The sequence below is a fragment of the Aurantibacter crassamenti genome (assembly GCF_016811105.1).
Lineage (GTDB): Bacteria > Bacteroidota > Bacteroidia > Flavobacteriales > Flavobacteriaceae > Aurantibacter_A > Aurantibacter_A crassamenti.
This window is the reverse complement of sequence record NZ_JAFBGM010000001.1, coordinates 2,022,672-2,035,219: the sequence shown is the minus strand read 5'-3', so window position 1 is coordinate 2,035,219 and position 12,548 is coordinate 2,022,672. Positions and strand designations below refer to the sequence as shown.

General features: G+C 36.4%; 13 protein-coding genes. 3 read left to right on the top strand and 10 right to left on the bottom strand.

The genetic code is table 11. The features are described 5' to 3' along the window. The 10 genes from rplV to rpsL form a co-directional block, all read right to left on the bottom strand. Positions 1-408 carry a 50S ribosomal protein L22 gene (gene rplV, locus JQC67_RS08225; RefSeq protein ID WP_203252341.1) on the bottom strand — a complete coding sequence of 136 codons (408 nt, stop codon included), beginning with the start codon at positions 406-408 and terminating at the stop codon, positions 1-3. Between the two features lie 3 nt (positions 409-411). After that, on the bottom strand, positions 412-690 hold the full coding sequence (gene rpsS, locus JQC67_RS08220) for a 30S ribosomal protein S19 (protein ID WP_203252340.1): 279 nt from the start codon (positions 688-690) through the stop codon (positions 412-414). 12 nt (positions 691-702) lie between these two features. Then, positions 703-1,527 (bottom strand): 50S ribosomal protein L2, encoded by an 825-nt coding sequence (gene rplB / locus JQC67_RS08215; RefSeq protein ID WP_203252339.1) that lies wholly within the window; start codon positions 1,525-1,527, stop codon positions 703-705. 8 nt (positions 1,528-1,535) lie between these two features. Beyond that, positions 1,536-1,826, bottom strand: coding sequence for a 50S ribosomal protein L23 (gene rplW / locus JQC67_RS08210; RefSeq protein ID WP_203252338.1), 291 nt, complete (start codon positions 1,824-1,826; stop codon positions 1,536-1,538). A 6-nt stretch (positions 1,827-1,832) separates the two neighbouring features. Then, entirely contained in the window at positions 1,833-2,462 is a 630-nt protein-coding gene (rplD, locus tag JQC67_RS08205; protein ID WP_203252337.1) for a 50S ribosomal protein L4, read from the bottom strand. Further along, positions 2,462-3,079, bottom strand: a complete 618-nt coding sequence (gene rplC, locus JQC67_RS08200) for a 50S ribosomal protein L3 (RefSeq protein ID WP_203252336.1) — start codon at positions 3,077-3,079, stop codon at positions 2,462-2,464. The genes rplD and rplC overlap by 1 nt, the downstream gene beginning before the upstream one ends. Positions 3,080-3,271: 192 nt before the next feature. Further along, entirely contained in the window at positions 3,272-3,577 is a 306-nt protein-coding gene (gene rpsJ, locus JQC67_RS08195) for a 30S ribosomal protein S10 (protein WP_008613600.1), read from the bottom strand. 10 nt (positions 3,578-3,587) lie between these two features. After that, the gene (fusA, locus tag JQC67_RS08190) at positions 3,588-5,720 is read right to left on the bottom strand and encodes an elongation factor G (RefSeq protein ID WP_203252335.1); all 2,133 of its coding nucleotides are present in this window, start codon (positions 5,718-5,720) and stop codon (positions 3,588-3,590) included. A 6-nt stretch (positions 5,721-5,726) separates the two neighbouring features. Next, complete coding sequence (gene rpsG, locus JQC67_RS08185) at positions 5,727-6,203, bottom strand: 30S ribosomal protein S7 (protein WP_203252334.1); 477 nt, start codon at positions 6,201-6,203, stop codon at positions 5,727-5,729. 48 nt (positions 6,204-6,251) lie between these two features. Continuing rightward, positions 6,252-6,626 carry a 30S ribosomal protein S12 gene (gene rpsL / locus JQC67_RS08180; protein WP_153757444.1) on the bottom strand — a complete coding sequence of 125 codons (375 nt, stop codon included), beginning with the start codon at positions 6,624-6,626 and terminating at the stop codon, positions 6,252-6,254. 417 nt (positions 6,627-7,043) lie between these two features. Here rpsL and JQC67_RS08175 point away from each other — a divergent pair, with 417 nt between their 5' ends. The 3 genes from JQC67_RS08175 to JQC67_RS08165 are packed head-to-tail and all read left to right on the top strand — an operon-like array spanning position 7,044 to position 12,541. After that, entirely contained in the window at positions 7,044-10,298 is a 3,255-nt protein-coding gene (locus JQC67_RS08175; protein WP_203252333.1) for a SusC/RagA family TonB-linked outer membrane protein, read from the top strand. Between the two features lie 16 nt (positions 10,299-10,314). Continuing rightward, positions 10,315-11,775 carry a SusD/RagB family nutrient-binding outer membrane lipoprotein gene (locus JQC67_RS08170; RefSeq protein ID WP_203252332.1) on the top strand — a complete coding sequence of 487 codons (1,461 nt, stop codon included), beginning with the start codon at positions 10,315-10,317 and terminating at the stop codon, positions 11,773-11,775. 13 nt (positions 11,776-11,788) lie between these two features. After that, positions 11,789-12,541, top strand: coding sequence for a hypothetical protein (locus tag JQC67_RS08165; protein ID WP_203252331.1), 753 nt, complete (start codon positions 11,789-11,791; stop codon positions 12,539-12,541). Positions 12,542-12,548 lie beyond the last annotated feature (7 nt).

The following is a 12,548-nucleotide window of genomic DNA, read 5'->3' as shown; positions in this document are numbered from 1 at the left end:
CTAACTTGCTGTGTTATTATTTGAACCAAGAATCAAAGTAACATGGTTCGAACGTTTTCTAATTCTATGTGCTCTTCCTTGAGGTGCTGGTCGTAGTCTTTTTAACATACTACCACTATCAACACGTATTTCTTTTACAAATAAATCTGCTTCTTCAACATTAGCATCTTCATTTTTAGCTTGCCAATTCGCAATTGCTGAAAGTAAAAGTTTTTCTACTTTTCTAGAAGCTTCTTTTGAATTAAACTTTAATATAGCTAAAGCCTTTTCAACTTGAACACCTCTTATTAAATCTGCTACCAATCGCATTTTTCTTGGCGATGTTGGACAGTTATTTAATTTTGCAAAAGCAACTTGCTTTTTCTCAGCCTTGATTCTTTCGGCCATTTCTCTTTTTCGAACTCCCATAGCTTACTTCTTTCCTTTATTCTTAGCCCCTGCATGTCCTCTAAAAGAACGTGTAGGCGAAAATTCTCCTAATTTATGACCAACCATATTCTCAGTAACATAAACCGGAACAAACTGTCTTCCATTATGAACCGCAATTGTCATCCCAACAAAATCAGGAGTTATCATTGAAGCTCTAGACCAAGTTTTGATTACTGACTTCTTGCCAGAACTCGCAGCTTGCTGTATTTTCTTCTCTAAACTATAGTGAACGTAAGGTCCTTTCTTTAATGAACGTGCCATTTCTTTCTAATTTTATTTCTTTCTACGTTCTATGATATACTTGTTTGTGCTCTTAGTCTTAGACCTTGTACGATACCCTTTAGCAGGTATACCATTTCTTGATCTTGGATGACCACCTGAAGCTCTACCTTCACCACCACCCATTGGGTGATCGACTGGGTTCATTGCAACTGGTCTAGTTCTTGGTCTTCTACCCAACCATCTACTTCTACCAGCTTTACCAGACACAAGTAATTGATGATCAGAGTTACTAACAGCTCCTATAGTTGCTAAACAATTAACAAGAATTAATCTTGTTTCACCAGATGGCATTTTTACAGTTGCAAACTTACCATCTCTCGCCATTAATTGAGCAAAAGTACCTGCACTTCTAGCCATAACAGCTCCTTGACCAGGTCGTAATTCAATACATGATATAATTGTTCCTAATGGAATGGCACTTAATGGTAATGCATTACCTATTTCAGGAGTAGCTTTTTCGCCAGATTTCAACTCTTGACCTACTTGTAGACCATTTTGAGCAATAACGTAGCGCTTTTCACCATCACTATATTCTAACAAAGCAATAAATGCAGTTCTGTTAGGATCATATTGAATTGATTTCACAGTTCCAGCAACATTATGCTTTTCCCTTTTGAAATCGATAACACGATATCTTCTCTTATGCCCACCACCTCTATGGCGCATGGTCATTTTTCCTTGACTGTTCCTACCACCAGACTTTTTTAACGGAGCAAGCAAGCTTTTCTCCGGCTTATCAGTAGTAATGGCGTCAAAACCATTTACTACTCTAAAACGCTGTCCTGGGGTTATCGGTTTTAATTTTCTAACTGACATTCTTAATGCTATAGATTACTGTAAAAATCGATTATATCACCTTCAACTACATCAACGATAGCTTTTTTATAGCTATTCGTTTTTCCATGCTGAACACCTGATCGAGTAAAACGTGTTTTACGTTTTGGTCCGTAAATCATGGTTCTAACTTTCTGAACAGAAACTCCGTATGTAGCTTCTACTTCTTCCTTGATTTGTATTTTGTTAGCCTTAAGCTCAACAACGAAACCATAACGATTGAACAACTCACTATCAGCGGTCATTTTTTCAGTTATAATTGGTTTTATTAATACACTCATGATTTACTATTTATTTAAATTCGCGATAAGACCTTCAACCGCTCCTTCACAAAGGATTATATTATTCGCGTTCATAATCTTGTAAGTACTTATTTCTGAGCTAGTTACAACCTCTGAACGGGTCAAATTACGCGAAGACAAATATACACTATTATTTGAATCACCCAACACCACAAGAGATTTTTTATTTTCTAATCCCAAAGACTTTAAAACTTGCATAAAATCCTTCGTTTTTGGAGACTCAAAACTAAAGTCCTCAACAACTAAAATAGCCTTGTCTTTTGACTTCATACTCAATGCTGATTTACGAGCAAGACGCTTAACATTCTTGTTCAACTTTTGAGTATAATCTTTAGGTCTAGGGCCAAATATTCGACCACCACCTCTAAAGATAGGCGACTTAATACTACCAGCTCTTGCTGTACCAGTACCTTTTTGCTTTTTAATCTTACGAGTACTACCCGCAATCTCTCCACGTTCCTTTGCCTTATGTGTACCCTGTCTTTGATGTGCTAAAAATTGCTTAACATCTAAATAAACAGCATGCTCATTTGGCTCTATTGCGAAAACATCGTCAGAAAGGTCTGCCTTTCTACCTGTTTCTTTTCCTTTAATATCTAAAACCGCTACCTTCATTATTTCTCAATGGTTACGTAAGCATTCTTATGACCAGGTACACAACCTTTCACTACGATAAGGTTTTTCTCAGGCACTACTTTCAAAACTTTAAGGTTCTGAACGGTAACTCTATCATTACCCATTCTACCTGCCATTTTCATTCCTTTAAAAACTCTTGCAGGATATGAAGCTGCACCAATAGAACCCGGAGCTCTTAATCTGTTATGTTGACCGTGTGTTGCTTGACCTACACCAGCAAAGCCATGACGTTTTACAACACCTTGAAAACCTTTACCTTTTGATGTACCAATAACATCAACAAATTCACCTTCTGCAAATAGGTCTACATTTATTGTATCACCTAATTTGTGTTCCCCATCAAAACCTTTGAATTCAACGACTTTTTTCTTGGGAGAAGAACCAGCTTTTTTATAATGACCCATTTCGGCCTTATTAGCTCGTTTCTCTGCCTTGTCATCGAAACCAAGTTGAAGAGCACTATACCCATCAACTTCTTCAGTTCTGACTTGGGTAACTACACATGGCCCGGCTTCAATAACGGTGCAAGGAATATTTTTCCCATTCTCGTCGAAGATGCTGGTCATGCCTACTTTTTTTCCTATTAACCCAGACATTTGATTTAAATTTTAGACTTGAGATTTCAATTTTAAAACCCCTCCTCTGTTTATACTCTTTTTTTTACCTAACTCATTTGACAAAAAAAACAGGGTCAAAAATTATTCTACCCTGAATATATTTTTGTTTCCGTTTTTCCATTGCACGCAGCTCTGGACATGTCTATTCCCACTCTCGTGGAAACATATTAACTATACTTTTATCTCAACTTCAACTCCACTAGGAAGTTCAAGTTTCATTAGAGCATCAATAGTCTTTGATGAAGAACTATAAATATCAAGAAGTCTTTTGTAAGAACTTAATTGAAATTGCTCTCTTGATTTCTTATTCACGTGAGGTGAACGCAAAACCGTAAATATCTTTTTATGTGTAGGCAACGGAATTGGTCCTGTTACAACTGCACCGGTTGTCTTAACCGTTTTTACGATTTTCTCAGCAGACTTATCTACTAAATTGTAATCGTAAGATTTTAACTTTATTCTAATTTTCTGACTCATCTTCTAAAAATTAAGCTGTTATGCCCTTTGCTGCCTTTATTACTTCTTCTGAAATATTTGATGGAGTTTCAGCATAGTGTGAAAATTCCATTGTTGATGTTGCTCTACCTGAAGACAAAGTTCTCAAGGAAGTAACATAACCAAACATTTCTGAAAGTGGAACAGTACCTTTAACAACTTTAGCACCTGCTCTATCACTCATATCACTAATAGTACCTCTTCTTCTATTCAAGTCACCTACAATATCACCCATATTTTCTTCTGGAGTGATAACTTCTAACTTCATGATTGGCTCCATAATTACAGCACCAGCAGCTTTTCCAGCGGCTTTGTACCCCATTTTAGCAGCTAATTCGAAAGAAAGTGCATCTGAATCCACAGGGTGGAAAGATCCATCTTTCAATACTACTTTCATAGTATCCATTTCAAATCCAGCCAAAGGACCATTCATCATTGCTGCAGCAAATCCTTTTTCTACAGATGGAATAAATTCTTTAGGAATACGACCACCTTTAATTTGATCAACAAATTGCAATCCTTCACCTTCGAAATCATCATCAGCAGGACTCATTTCAAATACAATATCACCGAACTTACCACGACCACCAGATTGCTTTTTATAAGTTTCTCTGTGTGCAGCCATTTTAGTTAACGCTTCTTTATATTCTACTTGAGGCTCACCTTGGTTCACTTCAACTTTGAATTCACGTCTTAAACGGTCAACAATAATATCTAAGTGAAGCTCACCCATACCAGAAATAATAGTCTGACCTGAAGCTTCATCTGTTTTTACTTGGAAGGTAGGATCTTCTTCAGCTAATTTAGCTAAAGCCATTCCCAATTTATCTACATCAACCTTAGTTTTAGGCTCTACAGCAATACCAATTACCGGATCAGGAAAGTCCATACTCTCTAGAACGATAGGATGCTTTTCAGCAGACATTGTATCACCAGTTTTAATATCCTTAAAACCTACAGCTGCACCAATATCACCTGCTTCGATAAAATCGATAGCATTTTGTTTATTTGAATGCATTTGATAGATACGAGAAATACGCTCTTTCTTACCTGAACGATTGTTCAATATATAAGAACCAGCATCTAAACGACCAGAATATGTTCTAAAGAAAGCTAAACGACCAACAAAAGGATCGGTAGCAATTTTAAATGCTAAAGCAGCAAATGGTTCCTTAACACTAGGCTTACGAGATTCTTGCTCACCTGTTTCTGGATTTGTACCTATAATCGCCTCTTTATCTACAGGCGAAGGTAAATATCTACATACAGCATCTAACAAGAACTGTACACCTTTATTTTTAAAAGAAGAACCACATATCATTGGAATGATTGCTCGATCCATCACAGCAGCTCTTAAAGCAGCATGTACTTCTTCTTCAGTAATAGAATCTTCATCTTCGAAGAATTTCTCCATCAATTCCTCATCATATTCCGCAACAGCCTCTATCAAAGCAGCTCTATACTCACGTACTTCAGCTTTCATTTCTTCAGGAATATCAATCACGTCAAAAGTGGCACCAAAACCTTCTTCATGCCAAACAATTGCTCTGTTTTTTGCCAAATCAACGATGCCTCTAAAATCAGCTTCATCACCAATTGGCAAAACAATTGGCACCGCATTAGAACCTAACATCTCTTTGACCTGCTTACAAACCATTAAGAAGTTAGAACCCTGACGGTCCATTTTATTTACAAAACCAATTCTTGGAACTTTATAATTATCAGCAAGCCTCCAGTTAGTTTCTGACTGAGGCTCAACACCATCAACAGCACTAAACAAGAAAACCAACCCATCAAGAACACGCAAAGATCTATTTACCTCAACAGTAAAATCTACGTGACCCGGAGTGTCAATAATATTAAAATGATACCCTTTTGCATCTGCAGTAGGCTGACCATTTTCCATTGGAAATTGCCATTCACAAGTTGTTGCCGCAGAAGTAATTGTAATACCACGTTCTTGCTCTTGCTCCATCCAGTCCATAGTAGCAGCACCATCATGAACCTCACCTATCTTATGACTTACACCCGTATAAAATAATATACGCTCGGTAGTTGTGGTTTTTCCAGCATCAATATGCGCCGCAATACCTATGTTTCGTGTAAATTTTAAATCTCTTGCCATTACTGATTAAAATCTAAAGTGAGAAAATGCTTTATTTGCTTCTGCCATCTTGTGCGTATCAACTCTTTTCTTGACCGCAGCACCCTCTTCCTTAGAAGCCGCTAATACTTCAGCTGCCAATTTCTGAGCCATACCTTTTTCGTTACGTTTTCTTGAATAGCTAATCAACCATTTCATAGCTGTAGAAATCTTACGATCAGGACGAATCTGCATTGGAATCTGAAAAGTAGCACCACCAACTCTACGACTGCGCACTTCAACATGCGGCATTACGTTTGAAAGTGCATCTTTCCAAAGCTCTAATGAAGACTTCTCTTCATCAGTCTTTTTCTCTTCTACGATATCCATCGCATCATAGAATACACTAAAAGCTACGGATTTCTTTCCATCCCACATCATCATATTCACAAAACGCGTAACCAGCTGATCATCAAATCTTGGATCTGGTAAAATTGGCCTCTTTTTTGCCTGCTTTTTTCTCATGGTATATATATAAGGTATAAGATGAAATTATTCATCTTTTAACTTTCTCTATTTTTTTGGACGCTTAGCACCGTATTTTGATCTACGTTGTGTTCTTCCTGCAACACCAGCTGTATCTAGCGCTCCTCTAACAATGTGATATCTCACACCTGGTAAATCTTTTACTCTACCACCACGCACCAAAACAATTGAGTGCTCTTGAAGGTTGTGACCCTCTCCTGGAATATAAGCATTCACTTCTTTACCATTTGTCAACCTTACCCTTGCAACTTTACGCATTGCTGAGTTCGGCTTCTTTGGAGTAGTAGTGTAAACACGTGTACAAACCCCTCTACGTTGTGGACATGATTCTAAGGCTGCCGACTTACTTTTCTTCGTAATTGTCGACCTTCCTTTTCTTACTAATTGTGATATCGTTGGCATACTAAATTGTATATGTATAAAACTTACCCTCATTTAAGGGACGGCAAATGTAATACTATTTCATAATAATTCAAATCCTAAACGAGTAATTTTATTTTTTTTTCTCAAACCCATGAAAAACCCCTAAAAAACAGCAATAAACAAACAATCATATAAAATGCATGCATAATAAATGCGATTATTTAAAAAATACACCCAAAAAACCGCAATCAAATTAATTTTATTCAACCAGTAGATTCTAATTTTGCATTATTACTGTATTTTTAATCATTTAATTGAACTATTCGTATTCTATCACAAAAAAGATCAAGAAAGTTGTATTAACACCACCATCTCTTAAAGTTTTATTAATATTATTTTGGTTTATTAACATGAATATGTGATTTTTGCGCTTAGCTAATTCAAATAAATATAACAATGAAAACAAAATTTAAAGGAATTTTAACAATTCTATTGGCTTTGGTTGTGCATTTTTCTTATGCGCAAGACAAGTCAATAACTGGTGTGGTTAGTGACCAAGATGGCGTACCATTACCAGGAGTAAACATTCTTGTTCAAGGTACTACAAATGGTACTCAGACAGATTTTGATGGAAATTACACCATCAACGGTTCTACAGGTCAAGTACTTGTGTTCTCGTATATCGGTCAAAAAACTGAGTTACGTACCATTGGCGCTTCGAATACTGTAAACGTACAAATGAGCGATGATGCTGAAGCACTTGAGGAGGTTGTAGTTACAGCTTTTGGTACTGGTGACAGAAATGCGAAGGCAACAGTTTATGCCAACCAAACTGTTAAATCAGAAGACTTACTTTCTGTACCAAACAAAAATGCATTAGAAGCATTAAGAGGAAAAGCAGCAGGTGTAAATCTTTCTACTGCTTCAGGTTCTGTTGGCGCTTCTACAAGAATTGTATTAAGAGGTTCAGGTTCGCTTACTGGAGACAACAATGCCTTAATTGTTATTGATGGTGTTGCAATTGATAACACTTCTACTTCTGGAGGTTCTGATTCAGCAACGACAGGGTATTCCGATTTTGGTAATAGATTCAATGACGTCAATCCTGACGATATAGCATCTGTAACTATTTTAAAAGGTCCTTCAGCAACTTCACTTTATGGGTCACGTGGTGCTTCAGGTGTTGTTCTTATTACTACCAAAACAGGTAAAGGCAAGAAGATGCAGGTAAATTACAATGGTTCCACCTCAATGGAAACAGCGATTATTAATTTACAACGCCAAAGTAAATTTGGACAAGGATATGACAACTTACATTTAGATTCTGGAGAAAACTGGTCTTGGGGGCCTGCTTTTGATGGTGTTGTAAGACCATGGACTTCGCCAATTGATGCTGATGGGGATGGATCATTAGAAGCTTTAACAAGACCATACAGTGCAGTACGTAATCAATTGAAAGATTTTTTCAACACTGGTTTTACTGTTACACAAAATGTAAACATATCAGGTTCTAATGATGGATTTAGTTATTATGTTTCTTTGGGTAATACCGATCAAACAGGTATACTTGATAATACTTCTTATAAAAGAAACAATATTTCTTTTAACGCCTCTGCAAAACTAAGCGATAGGCTTAAGTCCGATTTTAAAGTTAGTTATGCTAATGTTCAACAAAATACAGCGCAAGAAGGAGCTCGGGCTTTTGAAGGAAACAACGCCTTTGCAATGGCAACTCAATCTCCGGTAAACATCCCATTTACCGAATTACGAGACTATAATAGCCCATATCATGATCTTAATGGATACTGGGGATCATATTCCTCTGTAAACCCATATTATATCTTAAACGAATATGGAAATGAGGGAGACATCGACAACTTTTTGGCGAATGCCTCTTTAACTTATAACTTTTTAGATAACTTATCTTTAACAGGTCGATTTGGTGCCAATATTGTTAATACACAAACCGATATATGGACGCCAACTTATACAAGAGGTGAACAATTGGTTTGGGCCGACGACTTAGAAATTACAACCCGAAATGGACGGCATAATTCTTTAGGAGAATACATTAACTCCAATACTCAAGTAGAAAATCTTGATGCTACAGTAATGTTTAATTATGATACGGAGTTTACTGAAGACCTAAAATTAACGGCTACAGCAGGATATAATTTCTTTCAAAGAAGTACTGAGCGCTTAACAGGTAGTACAGTAGGTGGATTAGTGGTTCCTGACACATATAATTTATCAAACAGTAGTCAGCAGCCTACTTCAAGTATGCGTAGAACTAAGTATAGAATTTTCGGAGTTTTAGGTAATGCTACTCTTGGATATAAAGATGCTGCGTTTTTAGAATTATCTGCAAGAAATGACTGGTCGTCTACGCTTCCTACAGCAAACAATTCCTTTTTATATGGTGCGGTTGGTACTTCTGTAGTGGTAACGGATTTATTTAATATAGAAAATAACGTTTTAAATTATGCCAAACTAAGAGGTAGTTATGGTACATCTGGTAAGGATGCTGATTTATACCTACTAAACTCTTACTTTTTGGGTAATCCACAAATAGTAGATTTAGGTGATTTTGCACTAAACTTACCAAAAGATGGTGTTCCTGGATTTACAATTGGAAACAGAATTGGGAACCCGGGATTAAAACCTGAACTAACCACTACTTATGAAGTTGGTGCAGATTTAGGATTTTTTAAAAATAGAGTTAGTTTAGCTTATACCTATTATCATTCAATTCACGATGATCAATTGGTTACAATAAGCCTACCACGGTCAACAGGTTACACTCAGACTGTAAGTAATATTGGTAGAATGGAGAACAAAGGACATGAATTAGCATTTACTTTAAAACCAATTAACGGTTTGGTTGACGGTTTAGATTTTGAATTGTTTGGAGCTTTTTCTACTAACGATAATGAGGTTATTACAATTACAGATGATATCGATGAATTAAACATTGGTACTTTTGGTTTTGCTGCAGGTACTACAGTTAATATGGTTGCCAAAGAAGGATTGCCATATGGTTCTTTTAAAGGAAATGACTTTAAGTACAATGATCAAGGTCAAGTTATTGTTGATGGTAATACTGGTTTTCCTGTATATACTGATGATGATGTAATTCTAGGAAATAACCAACCTGATTATTTGCTAAATTTTGGTGCCAATGTAAACTACAAAGGATTTGGGTTTAGGGTTTTATTTGATAAGAAAAAAGGAGGCCTTTTTGCCTCACACACAAAGTATCAAACAGATTTTAATGGAACTAACGTAAACACTACAATCTATAATAGAGAACCTTATATTATTCCAAATTCAGTTGTTGATAATGGTGATGGTACTTTCTCTGAAAATACCGTTCAAATTACCGAGCAAGATTATTTTACTAATTATGATGCGCCAGTTTCAATACATTTAATTGATGCTAGTTTCTTAAAATTAAGAGAGGTAGAATTGAGTTATACCTTTAATAATGCATTCCTAAAAGATACTTTCTTTACTAATGCAAGAGTATCTTTATTTGGTAAGAACCTTATGTATTGGTTTGCTGACAGTAACAAATATGCTGATTCAGAAGTTAACGGAATTAGCACTAGTTCAAATGGCAGTGTTAGTACTACAGGTAATGCTCAAGGTATTGAAACAACTCAAACACCTTCTTCAAGAAGTTTAGGACTAAGCTTACAATTGTCATTTTAATAAAAAAAATAATACGATGAAGAACATAAAAAACATATTTCTTATTCTATTATTAACCCTAAGCTTTTCATGTAGTGATAGTTTAGAAGAAGTTAATATAGACCCGAATACTTTTCCATCTGCTGGTGACGCACAAGTTTTGAGTTCCGCTATTGCATTTATGGGATATATTGTTGAACAAGATTTAAATTATAGTGAATCTTTCGTTTGGAGCCAATACTATACATGGGGTATAGGAGTATCAATTGGAAATGAAGAACGTTTCGTTTCTGCTAGTGGTGATTTTAATGGTTACTGGCAGCGAGCATATGCGAATTCACTTACTGATTTAAATTCAATTACTAAAAACAGTAGTTCTGCCGCATATAGAGGTATAGCGAATGTTTTAAAAGCCCACTTATTTCAAGGTTTAGTTGATCATTTTGGTGATATTCCATTTACAGAAGCCATTTCTGGTGCAATTGAAGATGGCTCAAATTTAACACCTAATTCAGATTCAGCTGAGTCAACTATATATCCAGGATTAGTTACAATGTTGGATGAAGCGCTTGCAGATTTAGCCTTAGCAGAATCAGGGACAGTTGGAGAAGATGACTTTATTTATCAAGGTGATATAGCAAAATGGACAAAATTTGCCAATTCATTGAAATTGAGAATCTTAATGAGAACTTCTGAAGTAAACCCTCAAGGAGCTGCCATACAAGCCTTAATTAATAGTGGCACTTTTATTGAAACTGTCAATGATATGCCTTTCATTCCATTTTCTGGAGTTTCTGGTGATCAAAATCCAATGTTTGCGAGAGCTGAATTTGGTGTAGGTATGTTTTACTTTGCTAGTAACGCATCGCTAAACCTACTTCAATCACTTAATGACCCTAGAGCTGATGTATTATACACCAAAGCGACTACAGGGGTTTCTGAAGGCGCTTTACGCGGAATAGATCAGGGAACTATAGATGATGAGCCATTTACTGCTCCAGCGTCTGATTATAGTATGGCTTCTGAATATGCTTATGGAGAAACAAAACCAGCTATTTTAATGAGTCCTTGGGAAGTTTGGTTCTTAAGAGCTGAGGCGGATGCACGTTATAATACAAGTGATAACGCAGAGGCAGCATTCTCTACAGCTATTGAATTAAACTTTAACTACATGGAAGTTGCAGACCCTGCTACTTATATTAGCACCTTAGATTTTGCTAGTGCTGCCACATTGGACGCTCAACTTGACCTTATAGGTATTCAAAAATGGATATCTCTAAATGGGACACAAGAAGATGAGGGATGGATTGAATCGCGAAGATTTGACAGACCTTCAAGCAGACTATTTACTGATGGAATTTTTCAAACGCCTCCATTATCTGTATTACCTAGTGGAACATTTCCTTCTGCGTGGTTATACCCAGAGTCTGAAAGAAGTTTAAATCCAAATGCATCACCACAAAGAAGCATTACAGATGCCATTTTTTGGGATAATTAAAAAAAAAGAAAAGATGAAAAAATATAAATTAATAGTATGTACGTTCTCAATCTTTGGATTGTTATTAACTAGTTGTGACCCTAGTGTAGAGGCTCCTGGTGCAGATGATGCATCAGTGGTAACCTACTTACCTCTAATTACCTTAGTAGGCGAAGATGTTGTTCTTGACTGTAATGCAACTTCATATTCAGACCCTGGTGCTGCGGCATCAGCTGCGGGAGCGCCTATAGAATTAGTAACAAAAGTAAGTGGCAAATATTTCGGAGGAACATCAGTAGATGGTACCGACAGTTACTCTGTTGCCTATAGTGCTTTTAATGTTGATGGAATTCCAGCTACTGGGTTTAGATCAGTTTTATGGCCTGAATGTAATGGTGATTTAGTTACAAGTATAGCCGGGATGTATACGGGTACCGTTGCAAGAGACGGAAGCACTCCTGATGGTTACTCAGATAATGGTCCATTTATCATTAAGGACTTAGGTGATGATAGATACGCAATATCTGATGCTCAAGGTGGTTGGTATGAATATGGTAGAGCTATTGGTGTGTCATATGCCACACCTGGCATGGTACTTAAAGCCAATAATATTGCGGCAAATGATTTTACTAGTGAAGGTACTGTTACTACAAATACTTTTGGCGGAGATAATACTTTTGTTAGCTTAATTGTAGATCCAGTTGCTAAGACCTTAACCCTTACCGTTGATTGGAGTTTTGGCTATACATTTGAAACTGTCTTTACTCAAACAGATATTTACTACTAATTAAAAA